At 65.5% G+C, this 19,706-nt stretch carries 18 protein-coding genes; 11 read left to right on the top strand and 7 right to left on the bottom strand.

The features are described 5' to 3' along the window. The first annotated feature begins 14 nt into the window (after positions 1–14). Positions 15–1,382 (top strand): cation:proton antiporter, encoded by a 1,368-nt coding sequence (locus ACIBK2_RS21905; RefSeq protein WP_396969390.1) that lies wholly within the window; start codon positions 15–17, stop codon positions 1,380–1,382. After that, the gene (locus tag ACIBK2_RS21900) at positions 1,379–2,101 is read left to right on the top strand and encodes a LuxR C-terminal-related transcriptional regulator (RefSeq protein WP_396969389.1); all 723 of its coding nucleotides are present in this window, start codon (positions 1,379–1,381) and stop codon (positions 2,099–2,101) included. The genes ACIBK2_RS21905 and ACIBK2_RS21900 overlap by 4 nt, the downstream gene beginning before the upstream one ends. A gap of 16 nt (positions 2,102–2,117) precedes the next feature. Here the strand turns inward: ACIBK2_RS21900 and ACIBK2_RS21895 are convergent, their stop codons facing one another. Genes ACIBK2_RS21895 through panC form a run of 3 tightly spaced genes read right to left on the bottom strand, consistent with a single transcriptional unit; the run spans position 2,118 to position 4,860 of the window. Next, a complete protein-coding gene (locus tag ACIBK2_RS21895) occupies positions 2,118–2,993 on the bottom strand; it encodes a P1 family peptidase (RefSeq protein WP_396969388.1) in 876 nt (291 codons plus the stop codon). Positions 2,994–3,014: 21 nt separating this feature from the next. After that, entirely contained in the window at positions 3,015–3,998 is a 984-nt protein-coding gene (locus ACIBK2_RS21890; protein ID WP_396969387.1) for a hypothetical protein, read from the bottom strand. A 28-nt stretch (positions 3,999–4,026) separates the two neighbouring features. Then, positions 4,027–4,860 (bottom strand): pantoate--beta-alanine ligase, encoded by an 834-nt coding sequence (gene panC, locus ACIBK2_RS21885; RefSeq protein ID WP_396969386.1) that lies wholly within the window; start codon positions 4,858–4,860, stop codon positions 4,027–4,029. A 284-nt stretch (positions 4,861–5,144) separates the two neighbouring features. Between panC and ACIBK2_RS21880 the strand changes: the two genes are divergently transcribed. The 9 genes from ACIBK2_RS21880 to ACIBK2_RS21840 all read left to right on the top strand — a co-directional run bounded on the left by ACIBK2_RS21880 (position 5,145) and on the right by ACIBK2_RS21840 (position 14,582). Beyond that, positions 5,145–5,576: a hypothetical protein gene (locus ACIBK2_RS21880; protein WP_396969385.1), complete on the top strand. Its 432-nt coding sequence runs from the start codon at positions 5,145–5,147 to the stop codon at positions 5,574–5,576. Further along, positions 5,576–7,171, top strand: a complete 1,596-nt coding sequence (locus ACIBK2_RS21875) for an NAD(P)/FAD-dependent oxidoreductase (protein WP_396969384.1) — start codon at positions 5,576–5,578, stop codon at positions 7,169–7,171. The genes ACIBK2_RS21880 and ACIBK2_RS21875 overlap by 1 nt, the downstream gene beginning before the upstream one ends. A 99-nt stretch (positions 7,172–7,270) precedes the next feature. Continuing rightward, entirely contained in the window at positions 7,271–8,449 is a 1,179-nt protein-coding gene (locus ACIBK2_RS21870; protein WP_396969383.1) for a hypothetical protein, read from the top strand. Between the two features lie 18 nt (positions 8,450–8,467). Further along, the gene (locus ACIBK2_RS21865; RefSeq protein WP_396969382.1) at positions 8,468–9,484 is read left to right on the top strand and encodes a TauD/TfdA family dioxygenase; all 1,017 of its coding nucleotides are present in this window, start codon (positions 8,468–8,470) and stop codon (positions 9,482–9,484) included. 132 nt (positions 9,485–9,616) lie between these two features. Next, positions 9,617–11,143, top strand: coding sequence for an ABC transporter substrate-binding protein (locus ACIBK2_RS21860; RefSeq protein WP_396969381.1), 1,527 nt, complete (start codon positions 9,617–9,619; stop codon positions 11,141–11,143). A 10-nt stretch (positions 11,144–11,153) separates the two neighbouring features. Beyond that, positions 11,154–12,104: an ABC transporter permease gene (locus ACIBK2_RS21855; protein ID WP_396969380.1), complete on the top strand. Its 951-nt coding sequence runs from the start codon at positions 11,154–11,156 to the stop codon at positions 12,102–12,104. After that, positions 12,101–12,997, top strand: a complete 897-nt coding sequence (locus ACIBK2_RS21850) for an ABC transporter permease (protein WP_396969379.1) — start codon at positions 12,101–12,103, stop codon at positions 12,995–12,997. The genes ACIBK2_RS21855 and ACIBK2_RS21850 overlap by 4 nt, the downstream gene beginning before the upstream one ends. Then, positions 12,994–13,812, top strand: coding sequence for an ABC transporter ATP-binding protein (locus ACIBK2_RS21845; RefSeq protein WP_396969378.1), 819 nt, complete (start codon positions 12,994–12,996; stop codon positions 13,810–13,812). Before ACIBK2_RS21850 ends, ACIBK2_RS21845 begins: the two co-directional genes overlap by 4 nt. After that, complete coding sequence (locus ACIBK2_RS21840) at positions 13,809–14,582, top strand: ATP-binding cassette domain-containing protein (RefSeq protein WP_396969377.1); 774 nt, start codon at positions 13,809–13,811, stop codon at positions 14,580–14,582. Before ACIBK2_RS21845 ends, ACIBK2_RS21840 begins: the two co-directional genes overlap by 4 nt. Before the next feature lie 394 nt (positions 14,583–14,976). Here the strand turns inward: ACIBK2_RS21840 and ACIBK2_RS21835 are convergent, their stop codons facing one another. The 4 genes from ACIBK2_RS21835 to ACIBK2_RS21820 are packed head-to-tail and all read right to left on the bottom strand — an operon-like array spanning position 14,977 to position 19,684. Then, positions 14,977–16,290: a cytochrome P450 gene (locus ACIBK2_RS21835; RefSeq protein ID WP_396969376.1), complete on the bottom strand. Its 1,314-nt coding sequence runs from the start codon at positions 16,288–16,290 to the stop codon at positions 14,977–14,979. Next, entirely contained in the window at positions 16,290–17,486 is a 1,197-nt protein-coding gene (locus ACIBK2_RS21830; RefSeq protein WP_396969375.1) for an MFS transporter, read from the bottom strand. The genes ACIBK2_RS21835 and ACIBK2_RS21830 overlap by 1 nt, the downstream gene beginning before the upstream one ends. A gap of 21 nt (positions 17,487–17,507) precedes the next feature. Continuing rightward, entirely contained in the window at positions 17,508–18,452 is a 945-nt protein-coding gene (locus ACIBK2_RS21825; RefSeq protein ID WP_396969374.1) for an NAD(P)-dependent oxidoreductase, read from the bottom strand. Continuing rightward, positions 18,452–19,684, bottom strand: coding sequence for a cytochrome P450 (locus ACIBK2_RS21820; RefSeq protein ID WP_396969373.1), 1,233 nt, complete (start codon positions 19,682–19,684; stop codon positions 18,452–18,454). Before ACIBK2_RS21820 ends, ACIBK2_RS21825 begins: the two co-directional genes overlap by 1 nt. Positions 19,685–19,706 lie beyond the last annotated feature (22 nt).

Raw genomic sequence — 19,706 nt, 5'->3', positions numbered from 1 at the left:
TCGCATTCATTCTCGTGACCTGTCGCCTGCTGTGGCCGGTGTTCCGGCGGCTCGGGCAGGTTCAGGTGGTGGCGATCATGGCCGCCGGCTTCGTCTTGGGGCCATCGGTGTTGGGCGCGGTGTGGCCTGCGGCGCAAGAGTGGCTTTTTCCGACCACGATCAAAGTGGGCACGGCGACCATCACCCACCCGAATCTCACCACTATTTATGTCGTTGGCCAGCTCGGTCTGGTGCTGTACATGTTCCTGGTCGGTGCCTCGTTCAAGTTGGAGATTCTCCGGTCGCATCTGGGCAAGGCCGGCGCTACCTCGTTCGCCGGTATCGGTGTTCCGTTGGTATTGGGTGGGGCGGTCGGCTGGTGGATGGTCGGCCAGGGTGACTACTTCACCGACAAAGTCGGCAGTGTGCAGGGCGCGTTGTTCGTCGCCTCGGCGGTCGCCATCACCGCGTTTCCGATGCTGGCCTGGATCATTCACGCCTCGGGATTGATGAACACCCGGCTCGGCACCATGTCGCTGTCTTGTGCGGCCTTCGACGATGCCTGCGCCTGGGTGCTGCTGGCGACGGTCGTGGCCACCACCAAGGACAGCATGTCCGGTGCGTTCCTCGCGATCGGTGGCGGCCTGGGCTATCTGCTTTTCATGACCGTCATCGCGCGGCGCTTCCTGGTGCGGCTGAATACCTGGACGCCGCGTGCCGGTGATGGCGAGCGCACCGGTGGTCTGGCGGTGACTCCGCTGGTGATCGTGTTGCTCGTGGTGTTGCTCGGCAGCTGGTTCACCGACTACGTCGGGATCTACTCGGTGTTCGGGGCTTTCGTGGCAGGTTGCGTGATGCCGCGCGGGCAGTTCCTCGACACCATCCGCGACCGCTTCGAACCCTTGGTCGCCTACCTGCTGCTGCCGGGTTTCTTCATCTACTCCGGACTCAACACCAAGCTCAGCCTGATTTTCGAGCCGAAGGTGCTTGCGGTCGCGGCCGTCGTGATGGTCGTGTCCTTCGCGGGCAAGTTCGGCGCCATCGGCCTCGCGGCGCGGTGGCAGGGGATGAGCTGGCGTGAAGCCGGTGCGATGGGCTCGCTCGCCAACGCACGCGGATTGATGGAGCTGATTCTGCTCAACATCGGCCTCACCGCAGGGCTGATCACCGGCCAGCTCTACACGATCCTCGCGTTGATGGCGATCGTCACGACCTTCGTGGCCACACCGGTGATGCGACTGTTCGAACGCAGCGGCTGGAAGAACGGCATCGTCTTCGGACCCTCCGGTGAGGAACGCGCGCCGGAGCTCGACGACGTCCGGCCGTCTGGGGGCGAAGAACCCCGCACACCCGAGAAGGTGCTGGGACATTCGCGCGTCGATGTGGCCGATGGTCCGCCATGACAGTCGGCTTCGGATCGGATCAGGTGAACCAGCTGCACAACGGCCGCCGCCGTCGGGTCGGGTTGCGCACTGTCGGTGTGGTCCAGCCGAGGACCCTCCTCGTCGCCTCTGACTTGCCTTTCGCCCGAACGGATTTCGAGGACGCGGTGACGGCCTCTGGCAGCTTCGCGCTCGCGGGGACCTGCACCTGGCGCGAGGTGGTCGATCGGACCGTGCGCTGGCATCCCGACGTAGTGGTCCTCGACGCCTCGGTGACCCGGCTGGCCGGGCTGGCCGAGACGGTGGCCCGGCTGCGCGCGGTGGAGCACGCGCCGATGATCACGCTGCTGGTGGAAGACGGTGCCGCCAAGGCGGATATCGATCGGGTCGACGCGGTGGTGGCGATGGACCGCGGCGTGGTCGCGGTGCTGGAGGTGCTCGAGGTGCTCGCCTCGGGCGCGGTCTTGGCGATGGCACCGCGCGCGGGCCGGGTGCACGCCGGAGTGACCATGGATTATGAGGTGCGGCAGCGGCTTTCGACGCTGACCAAGCGAGAGCGGGAGATCCTGCGGCTGGTCGTCGACGGACTGTCCAACCGGGAAGTGGGTTCACGGTTGTTCATCAGCCCGGAGACGGTGAAGGAATACGTCAGTCGCATTCTCGCGAAACTGAAGGTGGCCAGCCGGATCGAGGCCGCGGTGGTCGCCGTCCGGGCGGAGTTCGACGATGGCGCCTGGTAGCCGATCGGTGCGATCGCTACCGGGGCGCCGCCGCGACCGAGCGGATGGTCTCGGTCACCGCCGCGAGCGCCATCAGCCGCACCAGGTCGACGTCGGCCTCGACGGATCCCGTTGCCGCGGTGATGAATCCGTCGCCGTCGAAGCGGCCGTGCGGCGGTGTGAGGGCCCGCGACAAGCCGTCGTGCGCGCCCTGCGCGACGATGTGGCAGCCCACCTTGTCCAGCCGGGCGTTGGTGATCACCGTGCCGATCGTGGTGTGCATCCGTGCCGAGGTGTTGACCAGGTCCAGCTGGGTGACCGAGTCGAGGACGATCTCGGTGGTGCCGTCGTCGATATCGCCGAACGCGTTGACCACGCACAGCGCGCCGACAACGAGCTCGTGCCAGCGTCGTTCGATGTAGGCGAGGCCACCTGGCCTGCGCGCGGCGGGTCCGCGCCAGTGTCCGGTGTACGCGCCGGTGCCCGCCCCGATGCGTCCGGCGAGCAGCTGCTCGCCGGAGGCGGCCTGGGCCGCGGCATAGCCGCGCTCGGCGGTCGGCCGGGCTTTCGGGTCGCCCGCGCTCAGATCGAACAGGGCCAGCGCGGGCACGATCGGCACGTTGCCGCCGGGAGTGGGCACGCCGCGGCCGGTCTCCTCGAGGTAGCGCATGACGCCGTCGGCGGCGGCGAGACCAAACGCCGAGCCGCCGGTCAGGACGACCGCGTCGATGCAGGGGACGGTCTTGTCCGGGGCCAGCGCGTCCAATTCGCGGCTGGCCGGCGCGCCGCCGCGCACCTCGCAGGACGCGACCGTGCCCGGCGGGAAGATGACGACCGTACAGCCTGTTTCGCCGAGCGGGTCGGTCCAGTGGCCGACCCGCACGTCCGGAATGCCTATTGCCTCAGTTGTCATACCCACCCCAGCCATCTCGGTTCAGGAATTCTCCGTCGCGATCACGACGAAGAAATCGTCCGGCGTCGTCGGGAAGCCCATGTGCCGCACCTCGGTCGGCAGTGGTTGATAATCGAACAATTGCCGCTCGTTGTACGCGAACAACTCCGCCCCCGTCGTTCCGGCAGCGTATATCGAGACGCTCTTCGTCCAGGCCGCCTGGCTCGGGTCGGTCACTGGAAAAAGTGCGACATTCTTGTACCTGTCCGCGTCGGGGGTATCGCGGTAAGGCGGCCGGATCGCCGAATAGGTGTCGGCGAGCCAGCTTTCGTCTTCGTAATCGGGGGCATCGGTGTCGGCGCTGGTGTACGCCGACAGCCACGGAGCCCACGAGATCAATTTCTCGGTGGGCGCTTGGGCTTTCTCCGCCTGATCTTGGATGCGCTTGCCGAATTGATCATCGGCCGCCGGGCCGGTGGCGGTCAGCACGTGCGGGCGGCCGTCGGCCAAGGCAGTGGTCGTCACGGAATCGCGGCCGTCGAACGCGACCACGAACGCGTCGTGCGGATCGGCGATCAGCAGGTGAAATCCGGGCAGCTTCGCGGAATCGCCGAGCGCGGGCAGCAGCCGGGTCTCGAGCAGTTCGACGGCGTCGCGCGCCGATTCGGCGGTGGCGCAATCAATCGGCAGACCGCTCGGCGAGGTGAATTCGGCCGGAGTAGGTTCTTCGGTGAAAATCCGGCTGTAAACGCCGGTGCCGCGATGGAATGCGAGCCACGTGCCGCCATCGATATCGAGTCCGCTGACGACCTCGGCCAGGGCGGGGTTGGTCGTGGCCTGGATCGTCCAGACGCGGTCACGGAGTTCCGGATTGTCGAGCCACTGGGTGCCGTAGGAATAGCGGTGCGCCAGCCCGAGTTTCCGGGCGGCATCGTAACCGTGTGGCCGATAGATCGAGTGGTCTCTGGACTCGATGACGACGAATCGCTCGTGCTGTCTGTCGAGGAGAAACATACAGGTGCTCATGGTGTTTCCGTTTCGCGTCGTATGAACGTCAGTTCAGGGTCAACGATATGTTGTCGATCAGCCGGGTGTGGCCGATATGTGCCGCGACCAAGAGCCGGGCGGGGCCGGATGCGGGCGTGGGTCCGAGATCGGGATCGCGCAATTCGAGGTATTCGACCCGAATATCGTCGTTGGCATCGAGGACCTCGTGCGCGGCGCGGAGTACCGCCGCGGCGCCTGCCTTGCCCGATCGGGCGCCCGCCTGCAATGCGGTCGGTAGCGCGATGGCCGATATCCGCTCGTCCGGTTCCAGGAATCGGTTGCGTGAGGACAGCGCCAGCCCGTCCGGTTCGCGAACGGTCGGGACGCCGACGATCCGGATGTCGAAGTTCAGGTCCCGGACCATCTCCTCGATCAAAACCAGCTGCTGGTAGTCCTTTTCGCCGAAGAACGCGATGGTCGGCTTGGTGATCTGGAAGAGCTTCGCCACCACGGTGAGCATCCCGCCGAACAGCACCGGGCGCGTCGCGCCGCAGAGTTCGAAACCGAGCGGGCCCGGGTGCACGGTGGTTCGCGGGCCGACCGGATACATGCCGGCGGGCGAGGGGGCGAACACCGAATCGACGCCGACGCCGCGGAGCATTTCGAGATCGGCCTCGAGGGTTCGTGGATAGCGATCCAGATCCTCACCGGCCCCGAATTGTAATGGGTTGACAAATATCGAAACAATGACTTCGGATTCGGTTTCCTTGGCCTGCTCCACCAAAGCCAGATGGCCGTCGTGCAAGGCTCCCATTGTCGGCACGAGGGCCACCTCTCGGCCACTCATACGCAACTTCTGCGATACGCTGGACATGGCTTCCGGATCGTGATGAACAGGCATTTCTCGATTCTCCCTCCCTAATTCTTCGAACGCGCTTCGACGGCTGCCGTGAGATTGTGCGTGAACCACTTCGACCGTACCCGAACACTGCCGTCAACGCAGCTGTTGAGCGAATCTCGATTAGTTTGTTGATGAATCATCATTTGGCCTGTTATACAAACTCCGAACTGTTGCAAGCGGCGCGCAAACCGTGCTACTGTTCTGAACGGAACATAAACTTTCGGCGGCCCAGAGGAGGGTCCTGGCGGCCCGGCAGTCTCCTCGTGGGAATTGGACGGGTACTCATGGTCACACAAGCGGAAACAAACGCCACTAACACGGTTGACGGGATTTCGGCAGATCCGAGTCCGGCCGAAATCGAATTCCAGCAATGGCGAGCCCTGAGTGCCGGTTCCGGCGCGGAATTCTACGATGACGTGCTCGCCGATGACGCGGTGCTGGCGGTGCCGTCCCCGCATGCCTCGCTGTCCAAGCAGATCGCGCTGAACGCGGTCGCCGGCGCGCCGCCGATCGAGACGTATCAGATACTCGAATTCCACGAGCGCGCATTGGGCCCCGCCGCACATATCGTCTTTTATGAGATGTATCAGAAGCGCGTGGGACTCGACGGAATTTACGCCGCAATTTCGACAGTGTATACCCGGCGCAACAATCGATGGCTCATGCAATACCACCAGCAAACTCCGCTGCGTCGGGGTTCGGTCGAGGGGGAGTAGTGGCGAGCGATAAGTTCGATGTGCTGATATTGGGCTCCGGACTATCCGGCAGCTCGCTCGCGCTATGCCTGCAGGCGTCCGGTTTGAAAACCTGCATGGTCGACCCGAAAACGCATCCACGATTCGCGATCGGTGAATCGACCATTCCGAACACCTCGAAGCTCTACAAACTGATGAGCATCAAATACGGTGCGCCAGAATTGGCGGTGTTGTCGTCGTTCGACAACCTCATCGGTTCGGTCGGCACCTGCGGCATGAAAGACAACTTCGGCTTCATTTATCACGAGCCGGGCGGCATCGCCGATCGTGCACACCAGTTTCCGCTGTCCGAGATCGTGGAAACCGAATCGCACCTGTTCCGTGCTGATGTCGATCAGTGGCTCGCGCTGCGCGCCCGCGACAACGGCTCGGTCCTGCTGGAGGGCGTCGGCACCCGCCGCCTCGACATCACCGAGCAGGGCGTGTTCTTCGAAGGCGATGAGGGAACACAGATTACGGCCGAATACGTCGTCGACGCGGGCGGCCGCGGTTCACCCGTGGCGGCGACGCTGGGCCTGCGGACCACCGACGGCCTGCAGACCATGTCGAAGTCCATCTTCACCCACATGACCGGCGTCACCCCGTTCGACGACATCACCGCCATCAAGGCGCCACGGCAATGGCACACCGGAACGTTGCATCACGTCTTCGACGGCGGCTGGATGTGGGTCATTCCGTTCGACAACAACAAGAAGTCGTCGAATCCGCTGTGCAGCGTCGGCATTACGTGGCGGATCGACGACGGCGACGAGAAGCCGAAGACGAATCCTGAACAGGCCTTCGCCGACTTCCTGGCGACCTATCCGGAGATCGGCAAGCAGTTCGAGCACGCCGAAAACGCCCGCGAATGGGTGAGCGCGGGCCGGCTGCAATACAGCGCCACTCAGACGGTCGGCGATCGCTGGTGCCTGACCTCGAATGCCGCCGGATTCATCGATCCGCTGTTCTCCCGCGGCATGCAGAACACCGCGGTCGTGGTGGATCGCCTGGCCGAGCGGCTGATCGATCAGTTCCGCGGCGGCTTCACGCCCAAGACCTTCGACGACATCGAGCAGATGCAGTCCAGCCTGATCAAGGAGAACGACTTCATCGTCGGCAATGCCTTCCGCTCGTTCACCGACTACCGGCTCTGGAACGCGTGGTTCCGGGTGTGGCAGGTCAATCAAGTGACCGGCACCATGCGCACCGAGAGCAGGCTGCGCCAGATGACCGAACTCGCTGCGGCGCAGGGCAATACGAGCGCGCCGCTGCCGCGGATCGATGTGGCGCCCGGCGCCGGGCTGGACGGATTCATCGACGCGTTCTACCAGAAGTCCGATCAGATCATGGACTCCTACTGGCGCAAGAAGATCAGCCTGGAAGCCGCTGTCTCGGAATTCGACACGCTGTTCGCCCACGTCGACTTCGTGCCGCCGTCCTTCGGGCTGACGGATATGTCGCAGCCGTACTTCGACATCGATATGGACAAGGTGGCGAGCGCGGTAGCGTGGGCGCGCACCGCGCGACCCGGTATTCGCGAGCTGTATCTCGGTGGGCTTCCCGCCTCGGAAGGTTAGGTGTAGATGAATGCAATAGCCGTGTCATCGTACAGCGACCGAGTAGCCGCGGCCGTGTCCGGATCCCTCAGCGGGCTACTCAGATTCGACCGTTCCATGGTGACTTCGCTGGACGGGCTGGATCGTGCCGAGTCCGATCAACCCATCATCGTCATCCTCCGCGCCTATCTGTATCTGCTGGGCGGCGTCAAGCCGCCCACGGAGGTCGTCGACGCGCTGCGGCATATCGATCCCGCCGCGGTATCCGTGCTGGAATCCGCCCACCTCGACGCGATCCGGCACCTGATGCACGGTGCTTACGGTGCGGCCGGAGACACCCTGCTGGAAATCTCCAAACAATTCCCGACAGACGAATTGGCTTTGGCCGCAGGACATCAGGTCGATTTCCTGACCGGCGCGACGGAAACCCTGCTGTCGCGCCTGTCCACCAGCCCGCTGCTGACCGAGGGCGCCACCGAGACCTACCCGTACCTGTTGGCGATGCTGGCCTTCGCCTACGGCGAGAACAACGAATTCGCCAAGGCCTACACCGCGGGCAGCCGTGCATTGGTCCTGGCCCCGGACGACAACCCGTGGGCCGTCCACGCCTGCGCGCACGCACTGTTCGAAACACGGGACAACACCGCCGTCTCCGAACTGCTGTCGTCGACGCGCGCCCGGTGGAACTCCGAAAGCTGCCTGTTGCGTACCCATCTGAGCTGGCACCACGCCCTGAACTCGATGGCCGCGGCCGACGACGACGCGCTGGCCGGATTCGCCGACGAGGTCACCGGAGTGCTGGAAACCGAGTGCTCGGCAATGCAATTCACCGACGCGGTCTCGCTGCTGTGGCGACTGCGGCTCGCGGGCATCGCGGGCCCGGACGACTTCACCGCCGTCGCCGACAAGGCACTGGAGATCCGCGACGCCTCGAACTCGGCCTTCATCGACCTACACGTCCTGCTGGCCATCATCGGTGCCGATCGACACGCACTGGCCAAGCAGGTCGCGACCGAAATAGGCGCGGAAGCAACCGATCTGGCGGAACACCTGACCGGGACCCGGCGCACCGCGGTCGGCGTCGCCGAAAGCTTCCTGTATTACTGCCAATCGAACCCGGAACAAGCAGTGCGGCAACTGATTTCCGTGCTGCCCGCAGTGGTCGGCATGGGCGGCAGCATGGTCCAACGCGATCTCGCGCTGGAACTGCTGGTCACCTGTGCGCACGGCCGAGGGGCGGACATGACGATTCCGGCCGGTATCGATAGGCGTCCATTGGTAACGTACCTACGCTCGTGATAGGACTGATCGAACGAAATGGCTAACGTATCGTCTCCCGTCTGCACTGAAACGATCACCGGCCCGGCCGCATGGCGCAGCAGCGACTTCACCGACCCAGCCCAGTGGACGACGCCACTGACTCCGGACGATATCGGTGAGTTGTTCGCGGCATTGCAGCACAGTCGGCGGACGGGCAAGGAACTCGGCGACATCACCCGCGAGGACTTCCCGCTCGATAACCTCGCCAAGAAACTCGAATCCGTATCCAATGCCCTCGTCGACGGACGCGGTTTCGCCGTACTCAGCGGCTTCCCCATCTCGGCCGATATTTCCCGCTCCGACATCGAACTCATGTACTGGGGCCTGTGCGCCCACCTCGGCCCTGCGGTCACACAGAACGGTCGCGGCGAAATCATGGTTCCGGTCAAGAACTACGGCAACGGTGGACTGCTCAACGCGGCCACCCGCGGTTACCAGACCAACGAGGCGCTCCCTTTTCATACCGACAGTTCGGATATCGTCGGCCTGCTCTGCCTGCGTTCGGCGGGCGAGGGCGGCTACAGCAGCCTCGCCAGTTCGGTGACCATCCACAACGAACTGCTCCGCAATCACCGGGAACTGCTCGGCCTGTACTACGCCGGTTTCTACTACGACCGACGCGACGAACAACTCGATGGTGAGCGGCCGTACTACCGCAATTCCGTCTACGCCTGGCACGAGCGCAGACTCACCTGCCGCTATTACGTCCGGCACTTCATCGAGTCGGCGACCGAACGCTTCGACCTCGACCTGTCCGCGGTGGAACGGCTCGCGCTGCAGACGTTCGAGGCGATCGCGGCCCGACCCGAGCACAAGGTCACCATGCGGATCAATCCCGGTGACATCCAATTCCTCAACAACAACGTCATCGTGCACGCGCGCACCGCGTTCGTCGATGCCGATCAGGTCGCCCGCGAGCTACTGCGCGTCTGGCTGAACCCGTTCGGTGCGCCGACCCCGCCGCCGGGACACGCGGCGTTCCGTGAGGGTATGCCGCAGAAGCAGATTCGCTGAACAGCGTCATCGTAGGATGTACGTCTCGCTCGTTCAGCCTCTAACCGAGGTCAGGAGAAGTAAATTGCAGGCTCGTAATATCGTTCGCACCGTGGGGAGCTCGATGTGAGGCGCGGTCGTCCGATTGCTGTTATGGCGCTGACTCTCGCGGTCTGCCTGTGGAGTGCGGCGTGCGGGACCGGCGGTGAGGTGGGATCGGACGCGAGCAAGGCGACCCAGTCCGCGACGCCGCCGGACGATCAGCTGAACCTGAACGCCACCGCGAACGTCCGATTCGCGCTGGAACCCGTCAGCCTGAACACCTTCACCACGGCGGGCGTCGCGCTCGATCAGGCGCTGCTCGACAACGTCTACCAGGGCATGGTCACCGTCGACGGCAACGCCAAGGACAAGGTGGTGCCCGCGCTGGCGACATCGTGGGACCAGACGCCCGACGGCCTGACCTACACCTTCCACCTGGTCTCGAACGCGAAGTTCCACGACGGCGCGCCGCTGACCTCGGCCGACGTCGTGTGGTCGCTGCAGCAGGTGGTCGCGCCCGGCTCGAAGTCGTTGCGCGCCCAGGACTTCACCTCCGTCGCCGACGTCTCGGCGTCGGATCCGGCCACCGTGACGATCAAGCTGAAGCAGCGCGACACCAACCTGCTGTGGAACCTGACCCAGCGCGGCGGCATCGTCTACAAGACCGGCACCGACTTCGCCGCCCTCGACGGCGCGGACAACGGATCAGGCCCGTTCAAGGTGACGCAGTGGAATCGCGGCTCCACCCTCACCCTGTCCCGGGTGGACGGCTACTGGGGTCCCGCGCCCAAGGTGGCAAAGGTGGTGTTCCACTACATCATCGAGCCGAACACCGCGAACAACGCCGAACTGACCGGGCAGACCGACATCCAGACGGCGACCGATCCGACACTGCTGCAAGCGTTCACCGGCAACGACAAGTTCGACATCCTGCGCGGCAACAGCACCGACGAATACACTCTCGCGTTCAACGAGGCCAACCCGATCTTCGCGAATCCTGATGTGCGCCATGCCATTCGGCAGGCCCTCGACAAGAAGGCCATCATCAAGGCGATCGGCGCGGGCATCCAGATCGGTGGGCCGGTCCCGCCGCAGGATCCCTGGTACGAGGACCTGACCTCGATCGATCAGTACAACCCGGAGAACGCGAAGAAACTGCTCGCCGCCGCGGGGTACGGCAACGGCCTGCAGCTGACGCTGGAGTTCCCGAACCACTACGTCACCGCGCTCAGCGACATCCTCGTTTCCAACCTCAAGGACGTCGGCATCACGCTCAAGGTCAGCTCGGTGGAATTCCAGACCTGGCTGTCGAAGGTGTACAAGAACCACGATTACGAGCTCAGCGTGGTCAATCACGCCGAAGCGCACGACGTGAACAACTACGCCCGCGCCGACTACTACTTCGGCTACGACAACAAGCAGGTGCAGCAGTGGTATCGGGACGCGCTCACCGCGGACACCGAGCAGGCCCGCAACGACCTGCTGAAGAAGATGACCAGGCAGGTGTCCGAGGACGCACCGTGTGACTGGTTGTTCCTCGTCGAACTGAATACGGTGGTCCGCAAGGGTATGTACGGGGTGCCGCAGCACGAGACCAACAACCGGTTCCCGGCGACCAAGCTCGCGGTCGCGAAGTGACGGAGGTGTTTTGCTCTGGTATCTGATCCGGCGCGCCGGGCTGCTGCTGGTGTCGCTCGCGGTGGCGAGCGTGCTCATCTTCGGGATGCTGCGATTGTTGCCCGGCGATGTCGCGGCCACCGTCGCCGGCCTGCAGGCGACACCGGCGCAGCTCGCCGCCATCCGCGCGGACCTCGGTCTGGATCGGTCGCTGCCCGCGCAGTATCTGTCCTGGATCGGCGGGGTCTTCAACGGTGATTTCGGCCATTCCCAGTTGAATGGCACGTCCGTCGGCGCCGAACTCGAGCAGAAGCTGGCGGTGACCGGTCCGCTGATCCTCGGATCACTGCTCATCGCACTGGGTCTCGCGTTACCGCTCGGCACCTGGGCCGCCGTGCGGCATCGCAGCCGGACCGGGGAGGCCGCCAATGCGGCATCCCAGCTCGGGATCGCGATCCCGGGCCTGTGGCTGGCCATGCTGCTCATCCTCGTGTTCGCGGTGGAACTGAAAGTGCTACCAGCACAAGGGTTTCCGGCCGACCGCTGGGCGGACCCCGGCGCCGCGATACGCAGTCTGATCCTGCCCTGCGTGACGCTGGGTATCTCCGAGGGCGCGGTGCTGTTCCGCTTCGTGCGCTCGGCGATTCTCGGCGTGCTGTATTCGGAGTATCTGCGTACCGCACGAGCCAAGGGGCTGACCCGCACACAAGCGTTGGTACGACACGGTTTTCGCAATGCCGCGCCCTCGGTGGTCTCGATCCTCGGACTGCAGTTCGCGGTGCTGATCGTCGGGGCCGTGGTGATCGAGCGGGTGTTCACGCTGCCCGGCGTCGGCAGCATGCTGCTGTCCGATGTGGCGAACCGGGATCTGGTGAAGGTCCAGGGCGAGGTGTTGTTGATCGTCAGCGCGGTGCTGGCGATCGGCTTCGCCGTCGACATCGTGCACCGGCTCATCGACCCGCGGCTGGAGGCCACGCTGTGATTCACGCCGTCAACCGGCCCAAATGGCTGCGCAGGCGCCGCGCGGTGCGGGTCGCGCTCGCCGCCCTGATCCGGCGGCCGAGTGGGGTTTTCGGGCTGGCCGTGGCCGGCACCCTGGTGCTGGCCAGCCTGGTGTCGCTCTTGTGGACGCCCTACGATCCGCAGGCCACCAACCCGAGCAAGGCGTGGTTGCTGCCGTTCAACGCAGGCCATCTGCTCGGGACCGACCGGGTCGGGCACGACGTCTTCAGTCAATTGCTGGCAGGCGCGTGGCAGACCCTGGCCGTGGCGCTGGTGGTCGCGGCGATCGCGGGCACGCTCGGTCTGATCCTGGCGTTGGCCGCGCAGTTGACACCGCACGTGGTCGGCTCGGTGGTGGTGCAACTGATCGACATCATGATTGCGTTTCCCGCACTGCTGCTGGCGATGGTGCTCGCCGCGGTTTATGGCGGATCGATGCTGACGGTGGCGGTCGCCATCGGCATCAGCTCGGGCGTTGCCGTGGCGCGGGTGGCGCGCGGCGAGGTAGCGCGGGTGCTGACCAGCGATTTCGTCCTCGCCGCGCGGGCGGCCGGTGCGTCCACGGCACGGATTGTGCGCAAACACCTGTTGCCCGCCATCGCGCCGACGCTGATCGTGCAGTTGTCCTGGGTGATGGCTCTGGCCGTGCTCGCCGAGGCCGCGCTGACTTACCTCGGCTACGGCAGTTCACCGTCGGCACCGTCCTGGGGCGGCATCCTGCGCGCGCAACAGGACTACATCAAGGTGCGGCCGCTGCTGGTGGTGTGGCCCGGATTGGCGGTGGCCCTCACCGTGCTCGGCTTCAATCTGCTCGGCGACGCCCTGCGCAGCGTCACCGATCCGCGCCTGCGCAAAGGAGTGCCGACGCAATGACACTGCTGCAGGTGACCGACCTGACGGTCGAGATCGGGGACCGGGTCCTGCTGGACAAGGTCGACTTCGGCATCGAGGCCGGTGCCCGACTCGGCCTGATCGGCGTCTCCGGATCCGGCAAATCCCTACTCGCACTGGCGATCATGGGCCTGCTGCCCGAGGAGGCGCAGGTGCGAGGCAGCATCAAGCTGGACGGTGTCGAGCTGATCGGCCGCAGCGACCGCGCGCTGTCGAAGATCCGCGGCAGCCGGATGGCCATGGTGTTCCAGGAACCGCTGTCGGCCTTGAATCCGCTGATGCGAGTGGGCAAGCAGATCGCGGAACCATTGCGGCTGCATCAGGGGATGGGCAGGCGGCAGGCACATGCCGCGGCGACCGAACTGGCGGCGCGGGTCGGGCTGCCGGATCCGGCGAATACCGTGCGCGCCTTTCCTCATCAGCTCTCCGGCGGGCAACGGCAGCGGGTCGGCATCGCGATGGCCCTGGCCGCGCGGCCCGCGCTGCTGATCGCCGACGAACCGACGACAGCCCTCGACGTCACGGTGCAGGCCGAAATCCTCGCGCTGCTCAAGGATTTGGTGGACGAGGAAGGCTCCGCGTTGCTGTTCGTGACGCACGATCTCGCCGTGCTCGCCCAGGTGACGCGGCGCGTCCTGGTGCTGGGGAAGGGGCGCGTGCTGGAGGACGGCGAGCTGGCCGAGATCCTGCACGGGTCGAAAGACCCATACCTGCGCACGCTGTTGAAGCTGGCGCGGGCCACCTCGTTCCGGCGGGCGGCCAGCGTCGACAGCGGTTCGCCGGAGGTGGTGTCGTGATCCTGCTCGAGGCAACGGGTTTGAGCCGGTCGTTCCGGTTGCCGCGCACCAGCCTGCTGCATCGCCCGCCACAGCGGCATGCGGTGCGCGAGGTCAGTCTGTCGCTCAGCGAGGGCAGTCATCTCGGCATCGTGGGCGAATCCGGTTCCGGCAAGTCGACTTTGCTGCGGTTGCTGCTCGCCCTCGACCGACCCGATCAGGGGGAGGTCCACTATCAGGGCAGGCCCGTGACGGGTCGCGATCTCGCGTGGTTCCGCAGGGAAGTCCAAGTGGTGCTGCAAGATCCGCTGAGTTCGCTGGATCCACGAATGATCGTCGGCGATTCGATCGCCGAACCCCTTGAGTGCCTCAGGATTCCGGGCAATCACGACTACCGGGTAGCCGAGCTGTTGGTCGCGGTCGGCTTGGAACCCGATGCGGCGGTGCGGTATCCACACGAATTCTCCGGCGGCCAGCGGCAGCGCATCGCGATCGCGCGTGCACTGGCGCCGAACCCGAAGGTACTCGTCGGTGACGAACCGTTCTCCGCCCTGGACGCGTCGACCCGAGCCCAGATCATCGAGCTGCTGCGCGACCTGGTGCAACGGTTCGGGCTATCGCTGATCCTGGTCTCGCACGACGTCGGCGTGGTCCAGCAACTGTGCGATCAGCTACTGGTAATGAAGGACGGGGCAATCGTCGAACACGGCGACACCGAGCAGGTGCTCGAGCACCCCGAACACCCGTACACACAGGCCCTCCTCAACGCCGTTCCCGCACTACCGTTCTGACCGCACCCGCGTCCCCCATCCAGCTCGGTGCCGACCCCCGCGCACGAACTCGCGTGCCGCGCACGAACTCGCCCGCTGATCCGCGCGCGGCGGGCGAATTCGTGCGCAGCGGCCCGCTTCAATTGCTCAGCGCGGCAATGACGCAGGAGTTCGCCCGCCGCGCAGCAGTTCGCCCGCCGCGCATGATTTTGCGTGCGGCGCATGATTTTGCCCGCTGATTCGTGCGCGGCGGGCGAATTCGTGCGCGGCGGCCGCTTCAATTGCTCAGCGCGGCAATGACGTAGGAGTTCGCCCGCCGCGCAGCAGTTCGCCCGCCGCGCATGATTTTGCGTGCGGCGCATGATTTTGCCCGCTGATTCGTGCGCGGTGGACGGAGTCGTGCGCGGCGGCGGCTTCAGGTGCTCAGCGCGGTGATGACGATGCGTGCGCCGTGGGCGGGCACGTTGGTGATGTTGCGGACTCGTCCGCGCTCAGGTGTACCCGGCAACGTGAGTTGATAGCGCGTCAGTACCTCGCGCAGTACGACAGCGCCTTCCATCAGCGAGAAGCCCGCTCCGATGCAGCGGCGGACACCGCCGCCGAACGGCAGCCAGGTATTCGGCGCGATGGTGCCGTCGAGGAAGCGGTCGGGTTGAAAGCGTTCCGGCGCTGGGTGATTGGCCGGATTCTGGTGCGCGAGCACGATCGATGTCGACACCCTGGTGCCGCGCCGCAGCGGTATGCCGCCGATGGTCAGGTCCCTGGTGAGCTGGCGCTGCACCCGCCCGATCACCATCCGGTGCCGCAGCGCCTCTTTCACCACCGCCTCGAGGTATTTGTCGTCCCCGTCGCGGGCCGCCTGCCTCGCTCGATCCTGAACCTCTGGCGCGGCGGCCAATTCGTGCAGCGCCCACGACAGCGCCGATGCGGTGGTCTCGTGTCCGGCGAGCAGCAGCGTGACGAGCTGATCGCGCAGCTCCGCGTCGCTGAGCGGTTCCGTGCCGGGATCGTCGCCCGCGCCGACCGCGAGCAGCCGGGACAGCACATCGGCCTGCTGATCGATCTCCGGATGGTCACGGCGCCTGGCGATTTCGGCGTAGAGCAGCTCGTCGATATCGGTGCGGGTCTTGCTGAACCGCTGCCACGGCCCGAATTCCCGTAGCCAGGGCCACTTCCAGCCGAGCAACACCACCGGGCTGATGTCGGTGATGCGACGCAGTTGCGGGGTCAGCTGGTCCCTGCGGCGCTCATCGGCGACGCCGAAGACCACCTGCGTGATCACGTTCAGCGTCAGGTCTTCCATCCGGCTCAGAATGTGTTCTGTCGTACCGGCATTCCACCGCTCGACCTGAGTCTTGGCAATGTCCTCGACCAGCGCGCGGTAGCCGTTGAGGGCCGCCCCGGCGAACGCGGGCATCAGCAGCCTGCGGGCGCGGGCGTGCTGGCTGCCGTCGGTCAGCAGCACCGAATGCTCGCCCATGATCATCGCGAGCTCCCGATACGCCTCGCCCGCATGCAGATCCGCCGGATCGGCGGTGAAGATCTCTTTGATGTGCTCGGGCTGGGAGAACACCACGATGCGTGCCGGATACGGCGGCAGCAGTCGGACGGTGAAGACGTCCCCGAAGCGGCGGGCTTGGGCGCTGAGGAACTGGGCGTGCCGCTTGGTGTGCAGCACCGTTTGTAGCAGTCGAGGTAGTCGGGAGGCCGGTGGGTATGTGCCGGACATCAGGTTGTCCTTTCTGCTGAATCGTGCGCGAGCCGCTCCGATGTCGCGGTGCGGCGGCCGAGGACCTCGATGACGAGGAGAGCGACCGCGCTGAGCGCCGCGGCGGCGATCGGGAGGGCGAATGGACTGAACAACGCCAGGGTGATGCCGCCGGCGATGCTGCCGACGGTGACCCCGAGATAGGTGGACGAGGAATTGAGCGCCAAAACCTGTGTTGCCGAATCGGGTGCGGAGTCGAGCAGCATGGTCTGCATGGCGGGCGCGTTCCAGTAGAGGGACAACGACCACACCAGCGTCAGGGCCACCAGCACCGCCAACGGGATGGGGGCGAACACGGTCAGGATCGCGAAGACGACCATGGTGCCGAGGAACAACGCGAAGCCGATGCGCAGCGCGGCCGACGCACCCTTCTTGTCCACGTAGATGCCACCGGCGATCGAACCGATCAGACCCGCGACACCGGCCACCGCGAACAACAGACCACGTTGCCGCAGGGACGAATTCGAGAAGTCGGCCGCGAACGGACCGAAATAAGTGAACATCATGAGCGCGCCACCGAGCAGGATGGTGTTGCCGAGCAGCACGGTAACCACCGGTCTGCTGGACAGCGCCGTGAGATGTGTTCGGGCCGAGACCAATTCGCCGGGCTTACGCAGCTGCTCGCGGACACCGAACAGCAGCACCATCGACAGCACACACAGACCGGCGAAGACAATGAAGTTGCCACGCCAGCCGAAGAGGCTCGCCCAGAGCGTGCCGAAGGGCACGCCGATCGCCAATGCGCCGACGATGCCGGTGGACACGATCCCGATGTAAGCGCTGCGCTTCTCCGGCGGCGCCAGCGTGGGCGCGAGCGCGAACATCGCGGGCAGGCAGGCCGCGGCCGCGCCGGCGGCCAGCACCCGCAGCACCATCAGCTGCCAGAACGAATCGACCATGGCGGCCAGCAGATTCGCGACCGTGAAGACGACCGAGGCGCCGACGAAAACGCCGAGCCTGGTGCGGCGGGCCGAGGCGAACGCGATCAGCGGCGCACCGATCACCAGCACCAGCGAGTAGGCCGTAACGAGCTGTCCCGCGGTGGATTCCGAGACGCCGAGGTCCGAGGCCAGTTCGGGTAGCACACCCGCGATCATGTAATCGTCGGTGTAGAAGACGAATACGGCGAAGGTGATCGCTATCAACCAGAACGGCATCGGGCCTCCAGTGGCACGTGGTCAGGGAATCAGGTAGTCCGTCGCGATCGTTCGCGGGTCGATGCGCAGGGACTGTTCCCTTATTGTCGACTGATCAAGGGTTCCGGTGGCATGGATTGCCGCCCAGTCCTGGTGATACAGCGGATCGCCGTCCCAGGGCCGCCAGGCGGAATGTGGCGTCAGCGTCACGCGTTCCTTATCGATCCATGGCCGCAACAGCTCTGCCCGGTCGTCGGTTTCGACATCGCTGGTGAGCCGACCGGTACCCGCGGCGAGCCAGTGCAGCAGCGCGTCTGCGTCGACGGGTGATGAGCGGGCGGGATTGATGAGATGTCCGTCGAGCCGCAGGCAGTGGAACAGCGCGTCATCGATGAAGTGCGTCAGCTCGGGCAGGCCGGGTAGCGCGACGACCATCAGGTGCGCGAATCGGTGTGGCAGGCGATCGATTGGCGTGGTCTCCGTGCTACCGAACGGATGCGTAATGCGGGAGCGCGGCCGAACCACGGTCACCCGTGCGCCGAGTCCGGCCAGCGTTGCCGCGATGGTGTGGCCGAAGGCGCCGTACCCGACGACGACGGCGTCGCGGCGGTGGAAGGGTTTCGGCATCTCGTCGGGCGCTGCTGCGGCGCAGTGCAATACGTGCTGGGTGATGACGTATTCCGACAGCGACGGCGCATAAGCCCGCGCGCTTCTGGTCACCAGATTGTTCCGCGCGAGCGTGGGGATGTGCGGATAGTTGGGTCCGGACGAGACCAGATGGACCCAGGAATCCGTTGTCGCGGCGGCAGCTTCGGCCAACTCGGCGGCGGTGAGGTCATGCGCGGCGAGGGCGACCATCTTGTGGTCCAGCGCGGTACCCGGCGCCACCGACTCGACCCGGACGCCCAGAGCTCCGGCGACGGTGCCCGGGTCGGTCGAAACCCCGAGGCAGTAGAGCGTCGCCGGATCCACCGTGACGGCGCGCATCAGCGTGCGCTGGTCAACGCCAGTGGAACTCGGATATGCCCGTGCAGGACAATCGAATCCCGCCATTGCCGACCCGGCAGCAGCCGGGCATTCGGATATGCGGTGAGGAAGCTGCCGACCGCAACCTGCCCCTGAACCTTCGCCAACGACGCCCCGAGGCAGCGATGCACACCGGTGGAGAAGCTCATACTCGTTCGCGCGGAGACATTCTCGACGTCGAGCCGACCCGGATTCGGGTAGGCGCTGGTGTCGTAGTTGACCGCGCCGACCCAGATCAACGCCCCGGTGCCCGGCGCGACGACCCGATCACCGATCTTGGTCTCCACCCGCGCGGTGCGGTGGGTCAGCTGGATGGGGGAGTCGTAGCGCAGCAACTCCTCGAACCACGGATCGGTCAGGCGGCCGTCCTCGAGCACCTCGGCACCGAGGCCGTGTTCGAGCACGGTCACAATGGAATTCGCGATAAAGCTGACGGTGGTCTCGAATCCCGCCGCGAAGACGAAGCCGACCAGGGTGAGCAGCTCGGCGAAGGTGAGTTCGCCGGCCGCGTGCATGCGCACGCAATCCAGCAGGAATCCCTCTTGCAGCAGTCCCGGATCCTTCGTGCACTCCACCACGAAGTCGGTGAACTTACGCGCCTCGGTCATCCCGCGCCGGTATTCCGGAAAGGTGATGCCGACGTCGAGCAGTTTGGCCCCGTGGCCGCCTAGCGAATCGAGCATGTCATCGCCGAGATCGGGAATGCCGAGGAAGTCGGAGATCACGCGGATGGGAATCTTGCGCGCGAAATCCGCGACCAGATCAATGTTGTCCCGGCCGTCGAGCTCCCCGAGCACCGCCTCGGTGTGCTTGCTGATGATATCGATCGAGCTCGTCACCGCGCGATGGGTGAACATCGGGAAGACCAGCTTCCGCAGCCTGGTGTGCTCGGGCGGATCCATGAAGACCAGGGCGGGGGCGTCGAGGGCGATGGGCACCGAACGCCTGGTCAGCCAGCGGTAGACCCCGGCGGCCTGCGGAATCGCAACGGGCTGGTCGGCCGACCAGTCGTTGCTGCGCAGGATCTCCTCGCTCTCCTCGTATCCGGTGACGACAATTCCCGCGGCGCTATCATGCACGCCCGCCGTCGCGCCGATCTTCGTCAGGATCGCCCGATAGGGATCGCCTTTCTCCGGTGGCCGGAGAAACAGCCTGCCCACATCGTTCTCATCGCCGAGCATGGAATCCGGCAACAATCGGAGCGGACCGTGTAGT

This window comes from Nocardia sp. NPDC050175 (assembly GCF_044459885.1).
Taxonomy (GTDB): Bacteria; Actinomycetota; Actinomycetes; order Mycobacteriales; family Mycobacteriaceae; genus Nocardia.
Note: the sequence above shows the minus strand (reverse complement) of the source record. Positions and strands in the feature narration are given on the sequence as shown.

Excerpts from the sequence above, each read along its gene's own strand:
- ACIBK2_RS21900 (WP_396969389.1), top strand. The coding sequence starts at position 1,379 with ATGACAGTCGGCTTCGGATCGGATCAGGTGAACCAGCTGCACAACGGC.
- ACIBK2_RS21845 (WP_396969378.1), top strand. The coding sequence starts at position 12,994 with ATGACACTGCTGCAGGTGACCGACCTGACGGTCGAGATCGGGGACCGG.
- ACIBK2_RS21865 (WP_396969382.1), top strand. The coding sequence starts at position 8,468 with ATGGCTAACGTATCGTCTCCCGTCTGCACTGAAACGATCACCGGCCCG.
- ACIBK2_RS21825 (WP_396969374.1), bottom strand. The coding sequence starts at position 18,452 with ATGCGCGCCGTCACGGTGGATCCGGCGACGCTCTACTGCCTCGGGGTT.
- ACIBK2_RS21835 (WP_396969376.1), bottom strand. The coding sequence starts at position 16,290 with ATGTCCGGCACATACCCACCGGCCTCCCGACTACCTCGACTGCTACAA.
- ACIBK2_RS21895 (WP_396969388.1), bottom strand. The coding sequence starts at position 2,993 with ATGACAACTGAGGCAATAGGCATTCCGGACGTGCGGGTCGGCCACTGG.
- ACIBK2_RS21860 (WP_396969381.1), top strand. The coding sequence starts at position 9,617 with ATGGCGCTGACTCTCGCGGTCTGCCTGTGGAGTGCGGCGTGCGGGACC.
- ACIBK2_RS21830 (WP_396969375.1), bottom strand. The coding sequence starts at position 17,486 with ATGCCGTTCTGGTTGATAGCGATCACCTTCGCCGTATTCGTCTTCTAC.
- ACIBK2_RS21890 (WP_396969387.1), bottom strand. The coding sequence starts at position 3,998 with ATGAGCACCTGTATGTTTCTCCTCGACAGACAGCACGAGCGATTCGTC.
- ACIBK2_RS21880 (WP_396969385.1), top strand. The coding sequence starts at position 5,145 with ATGGTCACACAAGCGGAAACAAACGCCACTAACACGGTTGACGGGATT.
- panC (WP_396969386.1), bottom strand. The coding sequence starts at position 4,860 with ATGCCTGTTCATCACGATCCGGAAGCCATGTCCAGCGTATCGCAGAAG.